Raw genomic sequence first — 23700 nt, 5'->3', positions numbered from 1 at the left:
TATGTTCAATCGCACTTATTGGAATTTTTGGCGATCTACTTACGGTCGGCTAGAAAATAAAAAGTTTTGATGAATCGTTATCGGTTAAGTGAACTTGTTAAATAAGGAAATAAAAGTTCCGTATATTTTTGCGTACTCCACAACCCTATAGTTTTGTGATGAGTATCTGGAGCTAAAAAAGGTGTCAACTTTGAAAGCTTAAGGGCCAAATTACTGGTCTGACTGACTCTTGTTTGCAAGTTTTCCAGTTCACCATCTGAGATATAACTGAATAAAAAATTACGGATCGGCTGTTCTTTATCAACGTGTTGGTGATAAGAAAGAAAAGTAGAGGCGTACTGTTCTCCTGCAATCCAATCATGAATAATTTGTTTTTCTGTGGGATTAAATACCCCATACATCTTTCCATCTTGATGGCTAATCAATTTCCAAAACAAACTTTCTTCAGGGGCTTTATTAAGTTTGATCCATTTTTTTTCTATCAATTGATTGATAAAACTTCCAATTTCATCAGGATTAGCAAGCCATTGATTGATTGATTTACATCCGATTTGCTGTTTCTCGTTATGCATTAACTGCCCAATCAAAGCTTTCCGCTTTAAAATTTTATGAACGAAATCTTCTAAGTTGAGATTGTTAATAATTTGCAGTGAGGTAATTCCATGTTGATTTAATGCATAACCACGTTTTAGCTTATCGATGAATATGTCTTTATCCTTATATTTAACACACAATTTTTCCAATGTTTTTAAAGATTTATAAGCATGACCATTATCAAGATTATCAAGATTATCAATCGTAATATGTAAGTTAAAATATTTTGAATCAATCCCTAATTCTTTAAGCTCATAATTAGTGATCAGAAGATGCAAAGGCAATTTCTCATAACCGAAGTTAAATCCTACGATTTCTGGAATAAATTCTGGGGGTGCATACCCTAAAGCCAATTGAATTGCGGCATGGTGGTAGTATTCATCATCGAGAAAAAGCTCAAAATCATCTAAACCTAGAACGCTTAAAAGATCATCATAAATACATACGTGATTGGATTTAGCTGAACCTAGTCCCAATTCCTCCAAATAAATCAAAATAAGATCATGAAATGCAGGATCATTCCAATAATTGACAATACTATATAACCAAGAGCCATCAACTTTTTTTATCGGTGAGACTTTAATCAGAAACTCAAAGGCTTGACCTATATTCTTAAAATATTCTCGCTGGCCACCTAATTGTCTTCGGCTTATATAATCTTGATAGGCATTTCCCGTTTTTTTATTTTCCTCTAGATACCAGTGCTTTATATCACCGATTTGATCGGGAAAATGAACATCATCTAAACATACTTGTTCAAGTTCCATTTTTAATAAATTGACAGACTTCTTCTCTTTTTCAATGTTAGCAATATTCCCGTCAAGGAAAAAAGAAACTAACTCATAATAATTTTGATGATCATCCTGTATCAAATCAAGTAACCTTTTTTTGACGACAACTGGCATTTTCACTCTCCAAGTTGAAAACATAAAAACAAGCTTACGACTTACTGCCTTTATTCATACCGATTTTTTGTTAAAGCACGTTAACAAGAAAACATATTGTTTTAAAAAAATCTTTTTATTCAAACATATATAAAATGATAAAATTACAATCCAATATTTTGAATTATTTAAAATTAAAACAAATAAACTAAATATTCAATAATTTAATCAATCATTAAAAAAGGTGATCAAATAATGTTAAAGACAACATGTAAAATATTGGCGAAGAAAAAATTAACAATATTTTTCTTTGAGAGTGCTTCTGCTGGTTATTTGTCTTACCAGTTCTCACTCAACCCACTTTCTGGAAATATCTTAGTTGGTAGCTTGGTTTGCTATGATTTAAGTGTTAAAAAAGACTTACTTAAAGTTTCATCAAAATTAATTCAAAAGCATACCACTGAATCAATGCAAGTAACTAAAGAAATGATTAAAAAAGGGAAGAAAAAAATTAAATCCGATATTTATGTTTCATGTACAGGATTATTGAAAAAAGGTGGATCTGAATCAAAGGAAAAATCTGTGGGGACATTCTTCTATTGTATTGATTATAAGAACAAGATTTATAGTTTTAGAACCGAATATAAAGGAAAACCAGAAATAAAGTTACAGAACCTTTTGATAGATATATGTAAAAAAATTGAAGAAATCATAAGCTGAGAATATAATTTTTTGATTTGTTTCATCCTGTAGTACAAACATGAAGTTATATTAAATAATGTTTTTATTTCTAAGACTGTTATATCTACAAGTCTCTATTAATTAATTAGTTAATATAAAAAAACAATTACATTTAAATATAGTGAAACATGCTCATCCTCCTCAAAATAAAAAAATATGTTTTACTAAAACCATCTGATGTACTCAGATAATTTTATTATAGTTAAATGAGGTATACGATCATGAGTAATACAAATAATCAACCGAATGAAGAACGTAACAATCAGCAAAGAAAACAACCAAATGATGATAATCGCCAGCAACAACATCAGCAACAGCAACAAGACAAACGCGATTCTCAACAACAAGGTTCAAACCAAAAAGACGCTAATCACCAAGGATCAAACCAAAATAATCAACAAAAGTAATATTTGATTATTTTTGATCTGAAGATATTTAGGAGAATAGTTAAATATTCTCCTAAATTTTATATTCAATCGATTAGTGATTCGGAGAATTCTAATGAAAGAAGTAGATATTACAAATCAAAATCAGCAAAATCCACGTGTTAGTATCGATCCAAATGATCATTGGCGTAATAGCTATGTCACCCGTCCCTATTATCAAGAAGCTCAACTTGATACACCAGATTTAGATTATGACCGAGATTTTTCAAAAGCCTACGAACTCGGTAGTCGTGCTCGCTCTGAATATGACCGTGATACTCAATTCGAAGATGTCGAAGGTAGTTTAGAGAAATCATGGGAAGAGCTAAAAGCTGAATCTAGGCTAAAATGGGAACATGCTAAGCAAGCAGTTAAAGATGCTTGGGATAAATTATAAAACTGACATGTTGTAAAAAATGAGCTTATTTTTTAATAAGCTCATTTTATTTATGCAATATAATAATATCTATAATAAGAATGGTAGTTAAAAAAAATGGAAATACTTGACATCTTTATACATGATACAACATGGAATTTTATCCTGGAAATAATTATCCGTTGTTTTTTCATGTTTATTTTTATCCTCTTCTTCTTAAGACTATCTGGTAAACGAGGCATCCGACAACTCTCTATATTTGAATTGGCTATCATTTTAAGCCTCGGCTCAGCGGCGGGTGATCCGATGTTTATGGATGACATACCGCTTATCCAAGCATTTGTAGTCATGAGTACGATTATTATTCTTTATCGATTAGTGACTTGGGCGATGATGAAAAACGAAAAAATTGAAATACTCTTAGAAGGAGAATCACTCTGTATCATTGAAGATGGCATGATGGTGATACACGATATAAAGAAAGGAAAGTATTCTCATGATGAGTTTTTTGCTGAGATGCGTCAGCAGAGTGTAGAACATTTAGGTCAAATAAAAGTTGCTGTTTTGGAAACAGATGGTTCGCTGAGTATTTTATTTTATACAGAGAAAGAAACCAAATGGGGCTTACCTTTGTTTCCTAAAGATTATAAAAAAACTGAATATTTGAGTTCAGAAACCTTCTACTCTTGTATGAATTGTGGCGCAACGCAGCATTTACTGCATTTGGAACAGGAATGTCCACGCTGCCAAGCGAAGAGTTGGGCTAAGTCATTATCTACACCCCATCTTCATTAATCCATTTTATGTTGTAGTTTCTTTATATTGAAAATATGAAACTATTGCATCTTCATCTTTTTTTGTTTTATCTACAATATTCCCTAAGTCATCATAGCAATAGCTAGGTTGAATAACTTTATCTTTTATAGGTTGTTTTATTTTTTTAGTGGGGATGGTGACTTTTTCTACAAAACTCGCAAGCCACAATATATATTCATCTTTATTTTTACTTTTTGGTAAAATGCTTATGTCAATATTAATTGACACATTTTGTGAATTCATCAATAACTCTTCAAAATCTATATAATGATGAAGCATCTTAAAATTTGTATCTTTTACTATATGTCTTAACTCAATCATCAAATTATTAAGATCCTCAACTGGATCATCAGAGAATCCTTTTGATACTTTTAAATTACTATAAATTTTCTCTGCTAATTTTAAGTACTGAGGCATTTGTTAATTCCTTTATTTTATCCTTCATAAATTCTCTCAGAAGTAAAAGTAATCCTATGTTAATATTGTTTTAAGTTATGAAATAAAATTTAATAGAAAAAACATAAAAATCACATTAAACACGACACACATCTCATTATAATTTTTTTATGCGACCAAATTCACATTATATCATTACGTAAATTTATTTAAATATATTCAATTAAAATATCGCTCTAAGAATAGAAATCTTAAGTTAATTGTGGTTAAAAACTTCATAGAAAATTCTTAACCACAACATCCTTAACATTCTTAGTTTTTAATTAGAAGGAGTTCTACTTGATAAGTTCGTTTGAGTATTATCATTTGTTAAACCTGTCTCATCACTTTCGTTCATAACAGGAGCAGAACTACCATGTTGTAAATCATCATGCAACTGAGCCTCTCTAGAATGATCCATTTCTACTGGTTCCGCTTCTAAAGCATGGGGAGTCGTTGTCTCCTCTCGACTCATTGTATCAGCATCTTTATTTTTATCGCATCCAGCCAAACTGAATACAAAACATAACGTTAAACTTTTCAATAATAGATTATTCATCACTCTGTACCTCTATTTTGTTTTAGCTAATAGATAATAGGTTCTATACTTCCATCACAGCACTAATCAACTGACTATTTTTCCCTAGCCTGAGCTGATATATTCCTTTACTCCACCAATAAAATTTTTTCCAGTTTGTTTAATTTATCTTATTTTAGAGTCATTTTTATCATCGGCTATCACCTCCAATTTATACTAATAAAAAATAAAATTTCAGTTATTTCACAATATTTTTTGATACCGCTTACGCTGGGCTCTATAAAATTAGTCATAGACTGCTTCTTTTGACTGTATATATCTTAAATGCTTATATTATTGATATAAGCATCACCACTAAGATCAAATTCATAAAAAAGAAGCTTATTTAAGCTTCTTTTTTAATCTGAATTTATTTCATAAGTTTACTCAAAACTTTTTTACCTTTAACATCATCAGTTAAATCATGAGCATCACTTTTTTTATCATCAGACAATTTACTCTTATCCTTGTGAGATTTATAATAACAACCCAAAGCAACACCTGTACCTAATGTAATAATCGTTTTTAACATGCGATACCTCTTAAATGTATTTGAAGACCTATATTAGTAGCATTTTTATTGTAATCTTTAAGCCCTTATTTTATAGTTTTTCTTTAAAGAATGAAAACTTATGTAAAAAATATTATGTAGAATTATAAATAAACTTATAAATCAATCTTTTAAATTTATTTCAAAACATTACTAAAACCTTAATTTAATATAGAAAAAATTTCATAAACAAGAACATCAAAAAAATTATTTATCTGTCTAACCTATTTATCAGATAAGCAATATGAGTGAGATTAGAAAATGTATAAAATAAAATATTTTGAAGCTAAATCAATTCAAGGTTTTGAAGACTCTATTAACAAATGATTAAGATAAGAACGCTCCAACTATAATCACAAAGTAATTATTAAGAATATAAGTGATTGTCATGCCAACAATGCTTTAAATCCCATTTTTACTGCGCTGATAGTCTATAAATACGAATAGTTTATTTAAATTAAATACTTATCACATAAACGACATAGAAGTAAGAATATTTTCTTATAAAAATCTTACTATTCAATCACCTTTTTAAATAAACATAAAAATCAATACTATAAAAATTAAATTAGTATTAACTTAATATCTTTCCAGCATTATTGTTTCACAAAAGCATCATTACTCACACTAGCTACCATAACAAATACAATCAGTAACGAAAAAAACTTCATAATCTCTAAATAATATGGACTTGGCAGGAGCAAGAAATGCCACAATTTTTACGTATAGCTGAAAAAGTCTATAGAAACTTGCAAGAAAATAAAGCGGCTAACAATGATACCCTAGAAAATCTAAATACATTAATCATTGAAATTCGTAAAGAAATTAAAGGAACTAAATTAAAACTTCTTTACAATTTTATAGATTTTGAAGAATGTTTGAATAAGCCCAACCAAGATTGTAAGGTTCAGTTAGATATCAGTTTAATTCCTAAAATTAAAAATACAGATGAGTTCATTTTATGGTTGGCAGGTTTTATTCAAAGAATCACTACAGACGGGAAGAGAAAAGCACCTCCTCCTCTCAGAAGTGATATCCCACCAGATTTCCAATTCAATTCTAGCAAAAAAGTAGAGAAACCCCTTTCAAACATCGCCGAATACTCAAAAAGTGTCGAACAAATAGATACTTATTTTAAATCGGAAGAATTCACGACTGTACTAAATAAAGATCAGTAATTCAATAAAATTGTAGAAATGTGCCCTTGACCGTTCACACTTCTATTATTTGCTGAGTAAATTCAGCAACCGCCTGTACGGGGCGGTTTTCTTTTTTATATGATAAAAAATTACGATTTAATTAATAAGCTCTTTTTCGCTACTTATTTCGCCATCCATTTCAGGATTACTTTTTCTCAATCAGCTCAAATTTGTTAAGATGGCAAAGCTGAGAAAAGCTGAATACGTTCTCACACACTGTTGACTCAATTTTGGCACAAATAAAAGTACACCCAAAGGTATACTTTTGTGTAGATTTACCTAGATTCGACTAGCAATTGGTTAGACAGCCAAATTTTTTAAGCATGAGATTTAGTGTTTGTTTTTAAGGATTTTTATACATGAATAGCAATGAAATCATGGCTGATCTCTCTTCCCACACCCCGATGATGCAACAATACCTAAAAGTAAAAATGGAGCATCAACACGCGCTGCTGTTTTATCGTATGGGAGATTTTTACGAACTATTCTTTGAAGATGCTCGTCTTGCTGCCAAGCTGTTGGGTATTACACTAACCCATCGTGGTAAAGCCAGTGGTGAACCGATTCCTATGGCAGGTGTACCTTATCATGCAGCGGAAGGCTATCTTGCGCGTTTGGTTAAATCAGGTCGGACGGTTGCCATTTGTGAACAGGTCGGTGAGGTTACTGGAAAAGGTCCTGTGGATCGGCAAGTCGTTCGTATTCTAACACCGGGTACTTTAACCGATGATGCTTTACTTGGTAGCTATCAGTCCTCAAATCTTGTTGCGCTATGTATCCAACAAAATCAAGTTGGTTTCGCCTTGCTAGACCTCAGTGCAGGTATTTTTAAAGTTCAGCAACAAGACTATAAACCAGAACAACTCCCGATCGAATTGGCTCGTTTAATGCCAAGCGAAATTCTGATCGATGAAGATTTAGTTGATCAAGATATTATTGAGCAGATTAAAAAGAATATAGACTGTCCAATCACCAAACGCCCAAACGTTGATTTCAATTTAAATAACGCACAAAAAACCTTGTGTGATCAATTCTCCGTCTCGACTTTATCGGGTTTTGGATTAGACCCAATTCCGTTAGCAAAAGCTGCCGCGGCGGCACTGATTCACTATGCCAAAGAAACACAAAAAACGGCGCTACCCCATATTCGCGCAATTCAAATCGAACAAAGCACCGATTTTATTGCACTCGACCCAATTACACGTCGTAATCTAGAAATTATTGAGCCGTTATTTGACCATGGTACCTCCCTGTTTCAACTGGTGAATGACTGTCAAACAGCCATGGGGGGACGCTTACTCAGCCGAACCCTGATGCAGCCCATTCGTGATACAGCTGTTTTAGATGCCCGCCTTGATGCTACAGAACAGCTTTTAAAGGGATACCATGAAGCACCGCTGCGTTTAGTGCTAAAAGAAATTGGCGATATCGAACGCGTTCTAAGTCGCGTGGCCTTAGGCAGTGCCCGTCCACGTGATTTAGTCCAACTACGTCATGCCTGTGCGCAAACTCCTTTTCTACGACACGCATTAGCGCCTGTTTTACAAGCTAAACAATCTAAATTATTGACCCAACTTGATCATGAGCTTGGTGACTTTAAAAGCTTGTATCAGCAGTTAATGGCAGCGATTGTAGAAAATCCACCTGTACTCTTGCGTGATGGCAATGTAATTGCAGAAGGCTATGATGAGGAATTGGATGAATTGCGCAAGATCCGTGATCATGCAGGTCAATTCTTAATTGATTTAGAAATTAGAGAACGTCAACGTACTGGAATCAATACACTTAAAATCGGCTATAACCGCGTCAGTGGCTATTATATTGAACTCACTCGGTCGCAAGCAGAACAAGCACCTGCAGACTATATTCGTCGTCAAACCCTTAAAAATGCTGAGCGGTATATTACTCCTGAGCTAAAAAGCTTTGAAGACAAAGTACTTTCTAGCGAGTCTCGCGCATTAGCACGAGAAAAACTGTTATTTGAATCACTGTTGGATGAGTTACGCCAAAATATTGCACATTTACAGATGATGAGTAGCGCAATTGCTTATATTGACATACTTGCCAACTTTGCCCATCAAGCACGATTAAACAATTGGGCACGACCAGAATTCAGTCCTGAAACAGGGATTAAAATTCAAGCAGGTCGTCATCCTGTAGTCGAAGCTTTAAATAAAACACCGTTTACCCCAAATGATACATTTTTAGACGCCCAACACCGTATGGCGATCATTACGGGTCCAAACATGGGTGGTAAATCGACATTTATGCGTCAAACTGCACTGATTAGCCTCCTCGCCTATTGTGGAAGTTTTGTGCCCGCAAAATCAGCAAAACTTGGCCCAATTGATCGTATTTTTACCCGTATTGGTTCAGCCGATGATTTATCAACTGGAAAATCAACGTTTATGGTCGAGATGACCGAAACCTCACAGATTTTGCATCATGCCACCAACCAGTCCTTGGTGTTAATGGATGAAGTTGGTCGTGGAACCAGTACTTATGATGGCCTTTCCTTGGCTTGGGCATGTGTCCTTGATTTGACTAAGCGTGTGAAATGTCTATGTCTTTTCGCCACACATTATTTTGAGCTAACAGAACTTGGCAGTGAAACAGGTATCGATAATTATCACGTTACTGCACAGGAATTGAATGGTAATTTAATTTTATTACACAAAGTTCAGCATGGCCCCGCAAGTCAAAGTCATGGCTTACAAGTTGCAAAACTGGCGGGTATCCCAGCAAGTGTGATTAAAGAAGCACAAAAACGTTTGAAAATTCTTGAAAAGCAACAACATCACATCTTGCAAAAAACTGTGCAAACAGATTTATTCAGTTCAATTGATCCTCAAATTGAAACACAAGTGATTGAGAAAATTATTGAAGTGGAAGTCCATTCACCAGCTTTAGATTTGTTACAACGCATTGATGTAGATGATCTTACGCCTCGTCAAGCACTTGAACAACTCTATTCACTCAAAGCAGCACTGAGATCCTAAAGACATTTTCCCAGAACGAGTGACTGAGACTTGTTCTGGGGAAAAATTTGTGAAAAAGATAAACCGCATCGTTATATCATCCCCCCCATCATCAGAATAAAATGAGTAATCAATCGAAGGGACAAATGCTGAATTTTGTGCTCAGAAAACTACAGGTTTCAGAAATCGATTTAATCTGGCAACAGATCAGTCGTCGCGAATTAATCACTCAAATGTACGTGCAACACAAACAACATTTAGACATAGTCGATTGTTTTTATGATGTTGAGAATTGGGATGCCTTTCATCTAGATAATGATCCACCTTTATTAAAAAAAATCCATCAACAAGGCGGATTATGTATCGGGGTATTTAACTCACATGATCAGCTAATTGGTGTTCAAGTCGTATCCAATCAACTTATAACAGATTATCCTGAAGCAAAATTACTGCAATACTTTTATGTCGATGCAGATCACCAAGGTCAAGGCATTGGGGCATTACTCATGCATTCCGCAATAGAGTCAGCACAACAATTGGGTGCTAACCAACTCTATATTTCGGCAACGCCAAGTAAACGAACTGTAGACTTTTATCTCAAACATGGTGCCCACCTATTAACACAACCAGATCAACATCTATGGGGGTTAGAACCAGAAGATATTCACCTGATGTGTTCTATATAGTCATTTATAAAAAACAACGCACAATGAAATCCTAAAGGGAAAGATAAAAACAACTGATTAAGACAAATACTTAATCGCATTATGTCTTTAAAATCAACGAATCAATAGAACATATTTATTTTTATCAATATGTTATCCTGTTTTTCATATGTATAAATAAACAATATCAATAAAAGCAATTGTTTGTTCCCCCCATTTTTGCCTACAATAGCCCATTCCAAACAAAAACCGTATTTTTAGGTAGCTGTCGCCATGACCTTTGTTGTCACTGAAAATTGTATTAAATGTAAATATCAAGATTGTGTTGAAGTTTGCCCTGTCGATTGTTTTTACGAAGGCCCGAACTTCCTTGTCATCAATCCAGATGAATGTATTGACTGTGCGCTTTGTGAACCTGAGTGCCCAGCAAATGCGATTTTCTCTGAAGATGAACTACCTGAAGGTCAAGAAATCTTTATTGAGCTCAATACTGAATTATCTGAAAAATGGGCAGGTAACAATATCACTCAAATTGGTGAACAACCTGCTGACCGTGAAGAATGGAATGGAAAACCAGACAAACTGCAATATTTAGAAAAGTAATTGAAAAGACCAGTTTTACTGGTCTTTTTTAATACTTGAATCACACATTTCTTTGCAATTGTCCCATTATACCTGCGTTATTTTGCATTAAAATAACGTGTCTATAAATTATGAACTGCCTTTTATGTTGCGAAATAAATTACAGGGTTTTTTATCATTTTTTATCATCCCTGTGATGATGGTCGGCTGTGTCAGTTCAAAGACAGAAGTAAGTAAAGGTAAACGAATCCATATTCCTCAGGAAAAAGTAACGGTTACTCGACCAACACCAGATAAAGTAGAGCCTGCATCCTATCGTCGCTGGTTAGCACAAGGTGAAAACTATGCTCGTGTTCGCGAATATGAACAGTTTTTAACACGTAATCAAGTTGCTCACATTATCCCAAGTTTTGAATTATTAAGAACCGCAAGAGATTGGCAAAAATGTGGCCGCAATGAGTATGCAGTACCAAACCGTGAATTGTGGGGCAACTCGCTTTCAACTTTACGTGTATTTAAATACCTGATTTCTGCCAAAATCTTAACCGATTTTGAAGTGACCTCTGTCTATCGTGATTTACCTTTAAACGAATGCGCTGGTGGTGCAAGTTCATCTAAACATTTATTTAACTCTGCCATTGATTTTCGCATTGGTCCTGAATACCCTCGGCCGCAGGATTATGCATTTATTGAACAATCCAAATTTAAATTATGTCAGTTTTGGGTTCAGCATGGTCAAAGCTTAAATCTAGGTATTGGTCTATATCGCTCAGGTCAGATTCATATTGATACTCAGGGTTATCGCACTTGGGGACCAGACCTAACCCGCAACAGTTCAATGTGTAACTTTTAAAATAGAAAAATAGCTTCCCCAAAGAGAGCAAAATGCTCTCTTTTTTACGCGAACAATGATGAATAATGAAGCAATCAAATTGCACTCTGAGCATAAATGTTTAAAATGCTGCAAACAGATTCAAAGGAAAGCCTGATTATGCAACAGATGTGGACCGACATTGACGACTATATTAATGCACATTTAATCCCCTCAGATCCTAAACTTCAACATGCATTAGACAATACCGATACGCAAGGTCTTTCTAATCATTTGGCTGTTGCACCGAATCAAGGTATGTTCCTGCAAATGTTGATTCAAATGAATCAATGTAAACGTGTATTGGAACTTGGAACTTTTGCCGCTTATAGCACAATTTGGTTGGCACAAGCGTTACCAGCTGATGGTTACCTACTCACGGTTGAAGGACGAGATAGCCATGCTGTCATCGCCCAAGAAAATATTGATTATGCCGATATGCCTACCCATATTGAACTTAAAAAAGGACGCGGCGCAGATATCATGAATCAACTCATTGCAGAATCCAGTGAGGCATTTGATTTGATTTTTATTGATGCAGATAAACAAAGTTATCCTGAATACTTGGAGCTCAGCTTGAAGCTATCTCATTCAGGAACGATTATTGTATTGGATAATGTGATTCGTTCAGGCGCGATATTGGATGAAAATAATAAAAAACCAAGTATCGAAGGCATTCGTGAGACCTTCACCGCACTGAAAAATCACCCGAAGCTTTTATCTTGTACAGCACTACAAACAGTGGGTTCAAAAGGACATGATGGCTTCGCAATTGCGATTGTAAAGTAAAGATCAAAAAACGAACTGATTTTTTTAGTTATTAAATATCAACCACATACAAATATACAAAGTGCTTTTCCATATAGTTATCCACAGTATTTGCGGATAACTATATGGAATAAAATGAATTACTTAGCCACCAATAACGGTACATTTGCATTTCTAAATATAGAGGTTGTAATGCTGCCTAAGAAAAATTGATGAATTTTACTATGGCTAAAAGCACCTAAAACAATTAACTGCACATTATGTTCTCTTTGATATTCCAAAATATTCTGAGCCACATCACCATAACGATAAACAGGCATTACATCTAAGCCAGCATCTGTTAAATACTTTGCAGGCTCAGTTAACATTTCGGGATGATCACCGACATAAAGCAGATGGCATTGTAGCTTTTTCAACAAATCACTTTGAGCGATCCGCTGCAACATTTTCTGACAGGTTGGTGAATACTCGTATGCAAAAATAAAACGTCTAGGCGGTTCAAAATGCTCTCCAACCGTTATTACGGTACAATTTGCACCACGTATGAAGTTCTCAACATTACTACCAATTGGTTTATTTTTCTCTGCCGCACGCTCGCCAACACGACCAATAATCACCACGTCATTTTCATGCAGAAGATTAAAACTTTGTTCAAGAAAATCGCCTTTTTCTTGAATTTTGCTGCTGGTTAAACCGTATTGTTTCTCGATTAACTCTGAAATATGATTGAGTAGGTTATTACTATAATCGAGTGCTAACTCACTTTGCTTTTGCTCTAACTCAGCAAGCTCTTTGAGCAACATGGCATTACTCTCAAAGCCAATCACACCGCTTATTTCACCTAAATGATAGCTTGCAGGATAATAGTCCAAGATTTGCAACAGCACTAATTCTCTTTGCGTTTGTTTCGCAACCCAAACTGCAGCCTCAGCCACAGCATCAATACAAGGTGAAGAATCAATACATGCAATTACGCGATTCATGTTGGCCTCTCTTTAGGTTTGACACCTTAGGTCTTCTACTTATTTTTAACTTAACACAGATAAAAGCAGGATAGGTTAAATTTATGTATAGAATCTCATACGCTTTTTAATGCTTTTTATTCAGTTCTATAACGAATCAATTTTGCTGGATTCCCTGCCACAACGGCATAATCTTCAATATCTTTGGTCACCATACTATTCATCCCAACCACAGCATGGTTTCCGATTTTGACCCCATCTTTGATCCCGACATGCGCTCCTAACCAAACATCTTTGCCGATCTCAATACCCTTTGATGTCACGGGTTGCTGATAGATGGGACGATCCAATGCCATCCCATGATCAAAAGCATATAAATGGCTATAGGCCGCTATTCTGACTTGATCGTGTAGCTGAATCCCTGCGCGCCCACCATCCAAAATACTATGATGGTTTATTGCAACCTCATGACCAATGTCTAAAGGACCATGCAAGGTACAATCAGCGGCAATGAAAGTATTGTCACCAATGGTAATTTTGCGTCCTGGCTCAGCAAAAATATGTGCCAATGGTGAAATAAAACAATTCTGACCAATCTCAACCGTTTCCATTTCCATCAAATACGCTTGATATTCAGCTTGCCATGCTTCAGCCCATTCACGTTGTTTAGGCTTGAGCGACCAATACAACCACGGCATATAATTGAGACGATGTTTATGCTGCTCTCTATATTTTAATAAAGGATCATTCATCAAGTTGTTGCCTCTCTACCTCTTTCAATTACTCACTCCCTGAGAGCGAGGAACACTGTTCCACAAGCTCGCAAGAGAGGGCGTGCAAATTCTAGTCTTCAACATGTAGATGCTCACGCCCTGAGAGCGAGGAACACCGTTCCGCAGCTCGCAAGAGAGGGCATGCAAATTCTAATCTTCAACATGTAAATGCTCACGCCCTCTAGTAACATCTTGAAGTTTTTGTCTTAAAGGTTCAATTTGATGAATTTGTAGCCGTGCCTCAATAAAAACACCATTTTCGGTATAACTTTCTTGGTATTCGATGTGTTGCTGCATAAGCTCATATTGAATAATTGCCCATTCATTAAATAGACAACTCAATTGAATCTGTTTTTTCTCAATCAGCTCAATTTTTTCAGCCAATAGCAAACATTGCCCAGCACAACCACCATAAGCACGAACTAAACCACCCGTACCAAGCTTAATACCACCATACCAACGATTGACCAATACAATCACATTGGTCAAATCATTCCCTTCGATGGTTGCTAAAATCGGACGTCCTGCGGTGCCAGAAGGTTCACCATCATCATTAAATCGAACATGATGTCCAATCTTCCATGCCCAACATTGATGTGTCGTCGATGGATCTTTCACTTCTTCTAAAAAGTTTTTGACCTGCTGTTCATTTTCAACAATCGCTGCAATCGCTTGGAAACGACTTTTTTTAATTTCTTCTTCAAAAGTTACCGAATTGGCAATGGTGAATGGCATAAAACATAAATACAAACTTTAAAAAATGATTATAGCAATTTTCTGGCGCGATGTAGGGCGCGATGATAGGGTCTGTTGACATTCCATTATAAAAAATGGGTGTGATGACTGATTATCACCACACCCGACGATAAAGGTTTCAAATCAGCAGAAACTATCGTTCACGTAATGCTTCTTTGGCTTTATTAAATGGTTTAAGCAAATAATCCATAATGGTTTTTTGTCCAGTCCGAATATCTACAGTAGCCACCATACCAGGGGTAATATCGAATGCTGTACCCGCTTTGTTATAAAGCCGATCTGAATCTGTCCGAATATAAACACGATAATAAAACTGATCTTGCTTCACTTCATCACGAATAGTATCTGGTGAAATCGTGGTGACTTTGCCTTCTAGCCCGCCATATACAGCATAATCATAAGCCGTGATTTTGACCAAAGCTTCTTGATTTGGATGAATAAAGGCAATATCACGTGGCGAAATACGTGCCTCGATTAACAATTTATCCTCTAAAGGCACAATCGTCATCAACTTACCATTTTGAGGAATGACACCACCTTCAGTTGTCACATCAATCTCTTTCACGACACCACGAACAGGCGCTCTAAATACAGCACGTTGTAAGCTATCACTTCTACCTTTGACCACTTGTAGTTGAGTTTGAATATCGGTATTGGCTTTTGATAACTCCTCACGCGCTTTTACATAATATTGATTACGAATATCATTGATTCTATTTTGTAAATCATTGGCTTCACGCTTTAAACGCAACACTTCAACTTCACTGGCGGCCCCTTTTGCAACCAACGGCTCAGTCATGGCCAATTCTTGTTGCACCAATTTAAGTGCTTGTTGATTACCTGAAATAGCCTCCTCTAAATTCATGCGACGTGAATAATAAAGTGCTGTTTCTTCTTTTATGAGTTTAGGTTCTTTTAAAACTTCTTCTGGAAAAACCAAAGCAGTATTACTGACTTCGGCACGTAAACGCGCTGCTGTCGCTTGAGCAGAACTCAATAAAGATTGTGACTCTCCCACATTTGAAGCAAGACGTGTCGGATCTAACTGCGCTAGTATTTGTCCTTTTTCAACGATATCGCCTTCTCTAACAGCGAGTTTAGTTAAAATCCCCCCTTCAAGTGATTGAATGGTTTGCTCTTTTGAAGAAGGGACAACTTTACCCGTACCTGTCGATACTTCTTCTAAACTAAATGCCCATGCCCACACGAGCAATATCACTAAACCAATCCCAATTAACCATACAATAACCGATGAACCAGGTAACTTCGGTTCCTTGTAACTCACATTCATGGGACGACTGCTGGTTTGTTCTTGCTCACTCATGAATTATCCTCTTTATTTTATTAAACTATTTTTTGTTTTGCCGATGATTGTTGCAAGACTTTATCAGCAGGTCCATCCATGACAATTTTGCCATCATTCATCACAATAATACGATCAACCAATTCCAACACCGCTCGGCGATGCGTAGCGACGATTAAAGTACGATAGCCCAGCCACCCCTTTAAATGATCTATCAATTGTTTTTCTGCGACATCATCAATCGCTGCTGTCGGTTCATCGAGTAGCAAAATATTTGGCTCACGGACTAATAATCTTGCGAGTAACAATGCTTGTCTTTGCCCACCAGAAAAGCCTACGCCACCCTCTAAAACCAGATGATCCAAACCTTCTTTCTTTTCTTGAACGAAACCCAATGCACCGGTCACTTTTAACGCTTTTAAAAGGTCTTCATCGCGTGCCAACGGCGCACCTAAAGTTAAGTTTTCTCGAATGGTTCCATAGAAAAGATAGGCGTTCTGGTTGAGTAACCCCATATCACGACGGACATCAGCAGGGTCAATCAAACTCATATCTAAATCATCTAAGTGTACCGAACCTGAATTTGGAGTCTGCATTGCAGAGAGAATTTGCAATAACGTTGATTTACCAGCGCCATTTCGACCGAGAATAGCAATTCGCTCACCCGCCCGAATCTTTAATTTTGGAATCGCCAAGCTTGGTCGAGGATCATCCTCACCATACTGGAATACCACATTTTTCAGCTCATAATCACCATGTAATACTTCTTTATGTACCAAATGTGCATGATCAGCTTGATCAACTGGACGCTGCATCAATTCATCTAAACTTTGCTTTGCCACTTTGGCTTGTTGAAAACGACCAAGAATACCTGTGATCTGTGATATTGGCGCCAACATCCGTGATGATAAAATCGAACAAGCAACCAGCGCACCTGTGGTCATTTCACCTTCCATCACAGCAAAACACCCAACCAGTACCACAATGGCATAGGTAAGCCCTTGTAGCTTCTGCGTCCAAGCTGTCAATACACCAACAATTTTACGTTGTTGCATACTGATATCAGCAGAAATCTCATTCATATGATTCCACTGATTTTGGAAACGAGACTCTGCACGTAATAGCTTAATATCTTCAATTCCCTGTACAGCCTCAACCAAAATTGCATTACGAATTGAGGATTCACGCATACCTTCTTGTGCAAGTTTAGCCAGCTTCTTTTGTACCAAGATTGCAGGCAAAATCATTAGCGGTACGATCAACAACATGACCCAAAATAAGTTTCCGCCAATAATTGCAAAGATAAACAAGAATAAAAAGAAGAAAGGAAGATCTGCAATCGCCCCCATCGTGGTTGAAGTGACAAGTTCTCGCACCCCTTCCAATTCACGAATCTGAGATATGAAGGTTCCCGTTGACTTCGAGCGCTCGCTATTTTTGATTCTTAATGCATGACCAAACACCCGATCAGAAATACGTAGATCTGCACGCTTCCCAATAATATCAGAGATATAAACACGCGAAATACGCAGAACAAACTCAAAGATTGCTGCAATCAGTACACCACCAGCAAGCACCCAAAGTGTAGGTATCGACTGTGAAGGAACAACACGGTCATAGACTTGCATCGAGAAAACGATGGTCGCCAATGCCAAAACATTTGCAATCAAAGATGCAAACATAATATCGATATAGCGCTTCCAATCACTTAAAACGATTGACCAAAACCAGCTTGGCTTATAGGGCTTAATATACTCATCAATACGTGCATCAGGAACGGACTGCTCAGGGCGTAAAATATACACACTTTTTACAATGTGTTTTAAAGCGCCTACTGCAAACTTTTGTGATAAACCTTGGTCGCCACTGAGTTGAATACTGACATGCCCAGAGCCATCTGCTTTATCAATGACCCCCACTTGGCCATCGGCTAGTTCAACTAATATCGGTAAACGCCACGGATTAATGACATCATTACTGAATTTAGCTCTGCGTAAAGTGAGCCCAATTTGCCGACTGATCAACGTCAAAACCTCATCAAGATTCTGATTTTGATTCCAGTCCAACTGTAAGCGGACACGCTCTTCCGAAGGCTCAATCCGATAATGCTTGGCAATGGTTAATATTGCCTGTAACCAAGGTTGGTAATCTATTTTTGTCATCATTGTTGCACCTCAAACCCTTGAATTTTTATATTATTCAGGTCATAGGCTTGGCGAGAACGGCCTGTGGCTGCAATATATTGAGCGATACTACTATAAATATCATAACGTGCTATTTCGACTTCTGTGTTTGCACTATGAATGGCTTGTTCTGCATTAAGTAAATCGACCAGAGTACGTGTTCCCAATTTATATTGTTCCTGATAAAGCTCGCGTGTCCGTACAGTGGTTGCTTGTTGTCCTGCTAACACTTGCATTTGACGTTGCTTATTTTCAATTTGCTCTCGACTGGTTCTGATCTGATCCAGCACATTTAAGTAAACTGTATTTACCTGTGCTTTTGCCGCTTCTTCAGCAAAACTAGCGGCTCTAATTCTCGAAGATGTCGCACCGCCTTGATAAAATTGGCTACTTGCTTCCAACATAATCGCGCTATCAAAGCCACCATTTTTATCATTGTTTGGATTGCGCCCATGTATTGCTTGGCTTAACTCACCTTTTACAGCCAATGTTGGATAATTACTGACTTTGGTTTGTATTTTCTGACTACGTGCAACCTCAATTCCAGCCTGCGCTGCAATCATTTGCGGAATGGTATTAAATTGTGGCTCTACATATAAATCAGATTGTTTAATAAAATCATCTGTAATCGCCCATTGAACATTACGCGCATCAAAACCTAATAATGTATAAAGATGTTGTTGAAACTGACTGAGTAATGATTGTTGCGCAATCAACGCTGATTGAGCTGATTGCAAATATGATTGTGCTTGGACAGGATCTGCCTGACTACTGATCCCTGCATTTGCTCTTAAGTTCGCCATTTCCTGAATACGTTTAACCCCAGCAATCCGCTGATTGGCAATTCTTATGAGCTTTTGATAACGCTGAATATTAATAATCGTTTGTGTTACATCCAGCGAGATATCATCAATTTTGACTAAAACATTCGCTTGTTCTATTACTAATTTTGCTTGTTCAGTGGTAACGCCAGACTTCACCTTCCCAAAGTCATACAGCATTTGAGAGGCATTTAAAGCTAATACTTGTCGACCTCGCTCCCCCTTTCTCGTCAAATCACCTGTATTCACGCCCCCTGAAATTTGTGGATAAAACCCTGCTTTCGCTACATCTATGTTGGCATTCTGTGCGGCTAAAGTTGCCAGGGTTTGTGAAATTTCAGGATTGCGCTGAACTGCAATCTGTATCGCATCTTTTAAGGTTTTGTTTTGGTTCTCCCATAATGCAGTAGGCACAACATCCATTGGACGACCAGATCCAACGACAGGTAATTCAGTAGGCGATGAATGAAGTGAAAAATTGCTCAACTTCTGCATACTTGCAGTTTTAAATTCATCATTACTTTTAGGCGTAAATAGCTGAGACAAATTATTCTTGAGAGAATGATACTGTTCACTTGGCGTTGAGGCATGTGTAACGGGTACAGATAAAGTTGCTATACAAAATAGCCACTTTAGATCTATACATGTTTTACGTGATCCTTCATCTATATCTATATCTTTATTAATGCTCATATTCTTGTCATGTAATTATCGTTCAAAGCGTCTTCATTCTACTCTTATTTTTGTAGAAAACACCACGTTTCAAATGCCAATTTCTCGACGGATAAGTGTTTGTTTTTTGTAAATTAGTTCACACTTTTCTTATCATGCAACGGGGATGGTACATGCACCATCCAATCCAAAAACTTATATTTATTAATGAAATAGGTAGAAAAATACCAGATCACAGTCAAATTCAAATTTCTAGTAACATGATGATTGCTACTGGCATAAAAAAAGAACCCTGAAGGTTCTTTTTCAAAGCTCAAATCTATTGTCTAAACAACAAAATCATCACCCAAATAAACTTTACGTACTTGCTCATTATCAAGGATTTCTTGCGGCGTGCCTTCAGCAATCACCGCCCCCTCACTAACAATATAGGCTTTTTCACAAATTGCCAGCGTTTCTCGTACATTATGATCCGTAATGAGTACGCCAATTCCTCTGTCTTTAAGGGTCTGAATAATGTCCTTAATATCACCTACAGAAATAGGATCTACACCTGCAAATGGCTCATCCAGCAGCATAAATTTAGGGTCAGCAGCCAAAGCACGTGCAATTTCGGCACGACGACGCTCACCACCAGAAACACTCATGCCTAATGAATCTTTAATATGATTAATTTTGAAATCATTTAATAATTCATTCAGACGTTGCTGACGTTGCTGCTTATTCAAATCTTTACGCGTTTCCAAAATCGCCATAATGTTTTCGGCAATGGTCAACTTTCTAAAGATCGAAGCTTCCTGAGGTAAGTAGCCAATTCCTTTACGGGCACGCTCATGCATGGCAAGATCAGATAGATCAAGATCATCTAAATGAATCTCGCCTTTATCCATCCGAACCAAACCAACGACCATATAAAAGCTCGTCGTTTTACCCGCACCATTCGGACCAAGCAATCCGACAATTTGCCCACTTTGCATGGTAAAAGACACATCTTTTACCACCCAACGTTTACTATAGTTTTTCGCTAGATGCTTAATACATAAAGTTTGTGGTTGTTGCACCGATTGTTCCATTAATCACGCGCCCCTGGAAAACTTTTTGAACTTGATGGTGGAATAATAATTTGCACACGATTTGTTGAAGAACCTTGAGCCTCAACATCGCCTTTATTCATACTATATTTTAAGCTATCACCACGAATACTTGAGCCATTCTGATAAAGATAGGCCTTTCCAGATAAAGTCAGAATACCCGTATCCGCATTATAAACAATCTGTTGTGCTTCACCGCGCGCTAAACCCTTATTCGTATCAATTTGCTGCTGAAATTTCGCCAGTTGACCTTTAGCCGTAATGGTCTGAATTTCTTTTTTACTATTTAAGGTAGCAATAATTGAATCTGCCTGAAGTCTCATCGTTCCCTGTTCAATCACAACATTTCCCGTATAAGTTGTGATACCTGTTCGATCATTGTATGTGGCACGATCTGCAACTAAAGAAAGTTGTTGATTACGATCAGACGGCAAAGCAAAGCTTGAACTGGAAAATAATGCAGCCACAGCAATACAAGTAAACTGTTTTAAGAAAGTAAAACGATATTTAGAATTAAGAGCTTGGCGCATACTTTCCTCGAACTTTATAAAATTCATATTGACCATCATTCAAATTTGCTTTTAAACCCTGACTCACAAATTCGGTTGTTGGGGATTGAACAATGACTTGGTGTTGGGTTTCTAGTTCTCTTGTTTTTGGATAACCGGTGATTTCATCTGTATGAAACTCCATGTTGCCCTGATCCGACAAGTTTGTGACGACAACATCTCCAGCCAATACAATCTTACGGTTTTCATCATAACCATTTGCTCGTAGGGCAGAAAAAGTGGCATCAGGTTTTCCCTGTTTGTACATAACCGCTTTCAGTTGGTCAAGCTGCGAGGTTTTCTGCTGCATATCCTGCTGTAGTTGTTTTACTTCAGCACGAATGTACAAATTACCCTGTTCATCTGTTTGCGTTAAATGAACCCCGTGCGCTGAATAAGTCATATTCTTCGCTGAGTCTACATCCAACTTTTTTGCCTTGCCACTAAAGTAGTAAAAGCCGCCACTTACAGAAGCGACCACAATAGCAACAACATATAAAACTTTGGTATCCATAAACAGGGTTACCTAACCTTTGAGCAAATCAACGCTATTAAGTATATTAATGTGGTACCGCAAGATATTTTTCAAGCAGCTCTTGGTAAACACCTTTTGCCATCAATAACATATCACAGACCTCTCTTACAGCCCCACGGCCACCCATTGCTTGCGTCACCAAGTGAGCACGTCGACGTACTTCTTCATGGCCATTCGGTACTGTAATACTCATACCCGAAATGGCAAATGCAGATAAATCAGGCCAATCATCGCCCATATATAAGCAGTCTTCAGGTAAGATATTGAACTGCGCACAAGCTTCACGTAGTGCCACGCCTTTATCTTCACGCCCTTGGAAAACCAAATCTACGCCCAAATCCGACATACGTTTTTCAACAATATGACTTTTACGGCCTGTGATAATAATCACTTTCATGCCCGCTTTTTGAACCAATTTCATCCCTAAACCATCGCGAATATCAAATGATTTAATTTCATCGCCAGAATTGGTTAAGGTTACAAAGCCATCGCTTAAAATCCCATCCACATCAAGCACCAGTGCTTGTAAATGACGTGCTTGTTCTTGTAAAGCATACGATGCCATGGCTTAATTTACTCCAGCTTCAATAAGATCGTGCATACTAATAACACCAATTACTTTTTTAGCATCATCAACAACAACGAATTGGTTAATTTTTTTCTCGTGCATTTTTTCCAATGCTTCCACGGCTCGAGCTTCTTGAGAAATCGTCATCGGATTTTCCGTCATCACAGCGGATACAGCAGCATTCACATCAAAACCCTGTTGCCGATCGATCATTCGACGCAAATCACCATCAGTAAAAATCCCCAATAAGGTATCTTGCTCATCCACAACAGTGGTCAGGCCCAACCGTTTATCAGAAATCTCATACAGCACCTTATTCATCGGTGTATCAGGATAAACTTTTGGCAACTCTGCACCGGTATGCATCAAGTGTTTCACATGTAAAAGTAGACGCTTGCCCAACGCACCCGCTGGATGTGAACGCGCAAAATCATCAGCGGTAAATCCACGCGCTTCCAATAATGCAACTGCCAAAGTATCACCTAACACAAGTGTTGCGGTGGTACTCGATGTCGGTGCTAAACCTAAAGGACAGGCTTCATCTGCTAAACCCAGCGTCAAAGCAATATCCGCATTTTGTGGCATTGGACCTTTATCATCACGACTAATGGTAATCAAAGGCACTTCTAGATGCTTGATTAAAGGCATCAACATCATAATTTCATCACTCTTTCCAGAGTTAGAAATCGCAATCAAAACATCTCCACGCACCAACATGCCTAAGTCACCATGTCCTGCTTCACCCGGATGCATAAAGAATGATGGCGTACCTGTTGAAGCAAAAGTCGCTGCCATTTTGCGACCGATATGACCTGATTTGCCCATACCCGTGATCACGACGCGCCCTTTGCACTGCAATAAGATTTCACATGCACGATCAAAGCGCTCATCAATTTGTGTGGCAAGCACTTCTATGGCTTGTTGTTCAATACGCAAGGTTTCCAATGCGCTTTTTTGGAAATTTATGACTTGTGACATGTGAGTTTGACTCAAAGTAATGCTCAATCCACTTGATAGTAGATGATTT

25 protein-coding genes are annotated in these 23700 nt (G+C 37.1%); 10 read left to right on the top strand and 15 right to left on the bottom strand.

Annotated features, from left to right (window positions below; translation table 11 throughout):
• Positions 1-77: 77 nt before the first annotated feature.
• Complete coding sequence (locus J2Y37_RS08245) at positions 78-1499, bottom strand: iron-containing redox enzyme family protein (protein ID WP_349032506.1); 1422 nt, start codon at positions 1497-1499, stop codon at positions 78-80.
• 234 nt (positions 1500-1733) lie between these two features.
• Here J2Y37_RS08245 and J2Y37_RS08240 point away from each other — a divergent pair, with 234 nt between their 5' ends.
• The 4 genes from J2Y37_RS08240 to J2Y37_RS08225 all read left to right on the top strand — a co-directional run bounded on the left by J2Y37_RS08240 (position 1734) and on the right by J2Y37_RS08225 (position 3815).
• Complete coding sequence (locus J2Y37_RS08240; RefSeq protein WP_349032505.1) at positions 1734-2198, top strand: CinA family protein; 465 nt, start codon at positions 1734-1736, stop codon at positions 2196-2198.
• Positions 2199-2440: 242 nt separating this feature from the next.
• The gene (locus J2Y37_RS08235; protein WP_349032504.1) at positions 2441-2626 is read left to right on the top strand and encodes a hypothetical protein; all 186 of its coding nucleotides are present in this window, start codon (positions 2441-2443) and stop codon (positions 2624-2626) included.
• 94 nt (positions 2627-2720) lie between these two features.
• Complete coding sequence (locus J2Y37_RS08230) at positions 2721-3041, top strand: hypothetical protein (RefSeq protein ID WP_349032503.1); 321 nt, start codon at positions 2721-2723, stop codon at positions 3039-3041.
• Between the two features lie 96 nt (positions 3042-3137).
• Entirely contained in the window at positions 3138-3815 is a 678-nt protein-coding gene (locus J2Y37_RS08225) for a YetF domain-containing protein (protein ID WP_349032502.1), read from the top strand.
• A gap of 6 nt (positions 3816-3821) precedes the next feature.
• Here the strand turns inward: J2Y37_RS08225 and J2Y37_RS08220 are convergent, their stop codons facing one another.
• The 3 genes from J2Y37_RS08220 to J2Y37_RS08210 form a co-directional block, all read right to left on the bottom strand.
• Positions 3822-4253: a hypothetical protein gene (locus J2Y37_RS08220; RefSeq protein WP_349032501.1), complete on the bottom strand. Its 432-nt coding sequence runs from the start codon at positions 4251-4253 to the stop codon at positions 3822-3824.
• Between the two features lie 298 nt (positions 4254-4551).
• A complete protein-coding gene (locus J2Y37_RS08215; RefSeq protein WP_241323445.1) occupies positions 4552-4830 on the bottom strand; it encodes a hypothetical protein in 279 nt (92 codons plus the stop codon).
• 388 nt (positions 4831-5218) lie between these two features.
• Positions 5219-5380, bottom strand: a complete 162-nt coding sequence (locus J2Y37_RS08210; RefSeq protein WP_349032500.1) for a hypothetical protein — start codon at positions 5378-5380, stop codon at positions 5219-5221.
• Between the two features lie 725 nt (positions 5381-6105).
• Between J2Y37_RS08210 and J2Y37_RS08205 the strand changes: the two genes are divergently transcribed.
• The 6 genes from J2Y37_RS08205 to J2Y37_RS08180 all read left to right on the top strand — a co-directional run bounded on the left by J2Y37_RS08205 (position 6106) and on the right by J2Y37_RS08180 (position 12482).
• Positions 6106-6576: a hypothetical protein gene (locus tag J2Y37_RS08205; protein WP_241323446.1), complete on the top strand. Its 471-nt coding sequence runs from the start codon at positions 6106-6108 to the stop codon at positions 6574-6576.
• 380 nt (positions 6577-6956) lie between these two features.
• Positions 6957-9596, top strand: a complete 2640-nt coding sequence (gene mutS / locus J2Y37_RS08200; protein ID WP_349032499.1) for a DNA mismatch repair protein MutS — start codon at positions 6957-6959, stop codon at positions 9594-9596.
• Positions 9597-9697: 101 nt separating this feature from the next.
• Positions 9698-10261 (top strand): GNAT family N-acetyltransferase, encoded by a 564-nt coding sequence (locus J2Y37_RS08195; RefSeq protein ID WP_349032498.1) that lies wholly within the window; start codon positions 9698-9700, stop codon positions 10259-10261.
• 252 nt (positions 10262-10513) lie between these two features.
• Positions 10514-10843 carry a ferredoxin FdxA gene (gene fdxA / locus J2Y37_RS08190; protein ID WP_241315235.1) on the top strand — a complete coding sequence of 110 codons (330 nt, stop codon included), beginning with the start codon at positions 10514-10516 and terminating at the stop codon, positions 10841-10843.
• A 124-nt stretch (positions 10844-10967) separates the two neighbouring features.
• Positions 10968-11675: a hypothetical protein gene (locus J2Y37_RS08185; RefSeq protein ID WP_349032497.1), complete on the top strand. Its 708-nt coding sequence runs from the start codon at positions 10968-10970 to the stop codon at positions 11673-11675.
• Positions 11676-11813: 138 nt separating this feature from the next.
• On the top strand, positions 11814-12482 hold the full coding sequence (locus J2Y37_RS08180; RefSeq protein ID WP_349032496.1) for an O-methyltransferase: 669 nt from the start codon (positions 11814-11816) through the stop codon (positions 12480-12482).
• Between the two features lie 119 nt (positions 12483-12601).
• Here J2Y37_RS08180 and J2Y37_RS08175 read toward each other — a convergent pair whose 3' ends face one another.
• From J2Y37_RS08175 to J2Y37_RS08125, 11 genes are all read right to left on the bottom strand, one after another.
• On the bottom strand, positions 12602-13444 hold the full coding sequence (locus tag J2Y37_RS08175; RefSeq protein ID WP_004668757.1) for a universal stress protein: 843 nt from the start codon (positions 13442-13444) through the stop codon (positions 12602-12604).
• A 116-nt stretch (positions 13445-13560) separates the two neighbouring features.
• A complete protein-coding gene (locus J2Y37_RS08170; RefSeq protein ID WP_349032495.1) occupies positions 13561-14175 on the bottom strand; it encodes an acyltransferase in 615 nt (204 codons plus the stop codon).
• A gap of 171 nt (positions 14176-14346) precedes the next feature.
• Positions 14347-14931 (bottom strand): YigZ family protein, encoded by a 585-nt coding sequence (locus J2Y37_RS08165; protein ID WP_349032494.1) that lies wholly within the window; start codon positions 14929-14931, stop codon positions 14347-14349.
• Between the two features lie 154 nt (positions 14932-15085).
• A complete protein-coding gene (locus J2Y37_RS08160) occupies positions 15086-16276 on the bottom strand; it encodes an HlyD family efflux transporter periplasmic adaptor subunit (protein WP_005196074.1) in 1191 nt (396 codons plus the stop codon).
• A gap of 20 nt (positions 16277-16296) precedes the next feature.
• The gene (locus J2Y37_RS08155; protein WP_349032493.1) at positions 16297-18420 is read right to left on the bottom strand and encodes a type I secretion system permease/ATPase; all 2124 of its coding nucleotides are present in this window, start codon (positions 18418-18420) and stop codon (positions 16297-16299) included.
• Positions 18417-19952: a TolC family protein gene (locus J2Y37_RS08150; protein WP_241324072.1), complete on the bottom strand. Its 1536-nt coding sequence runs from the start codon at positions 19950-19952 to the stop codon at positions 18417-18419. Before J2Y37_RS08150 ends, J2Y37_RS08155 begins: the two co-directional genes overlap by 4 nt.
• A gap of 305 nt (positions 19953-20257) precedes the next feature.
• Positions 20258-21004: an LPS export ABC transporter ATP-binding protein gene (lptB, locus tag J2Y37_RS08145; RefSeq protein WP_004668771.1), complete on the bottom strand. Its 747-nt coding sequence runs from the start codon at positions 21002-21004 to the stop codon at positions 20258-20260.
• A complete protein-coding gene (gene lptA / locus J2Y37_RS08140; protein ID WP_004668773.1) occupies positions 21004-21552 on the bottom strand; it encodes a lipopolysaccharide transport periplasmic protein LptA in 549 nt (182 codons plus the stop codon). Before lptA ends, lptB begins: the two co-directional genes overlap by 1 nt.
• Positions 21536-22084: an LPS export ABC transporter periplasmic protein LptC gene (lptC, locus tag J2Y37_RS08135; protein WP_005196062.1), complete on the bottom strand. Its 549-nt coding sequence runs from the start codon at positions 22082-22084 to the stop codon at positions 21536-21538. Before lptC ends, lptA begins: the two co-directional genes overlap by 17 nt.
• A gap of 46 nt (positions 22085-22130) precedes the next feature.
• Positions 22131-22670, bottom strand: a complete 540-nt coding sequence (locus J2Y37_RS08130) for an HAD-IIIA family hydrolase (protein ID WP_349032492.1) — start codon at positions 22668-22670, stop codon at positions 22131-22133.
• A gap of 3 nt (positions 22671-22673) precedes the next feature.
• Positions 22674-23651 (bottom strand): KpsF/GutQ family sugar-phosphate isomerase, encoded by a 978-nt coding sequence (locus J2Y37_RS08125; protein WP_349032491.1) that lies wholly within the window; start codon positions 23649-23651, stop codon positions 22674-22676.
• Positions 23652-23700: the final 49 nt, after the last annotated feature.

It is taken from the genome of Acinetobacter sp. 3657 (assembly GCF_031456775.1).
In the GTDB taxonomy this organism is placed as follows: domain Bacteria; phylum Pseudomonadota; class Gammaproteobacteria; order Pseudomonadales; family Moraxellaceae; genus Acinetobacter.
Note: the sequence above shows the minus strand (reverse complement) of the source record. Positions and strands in the feature narration are given on the sequence as shown.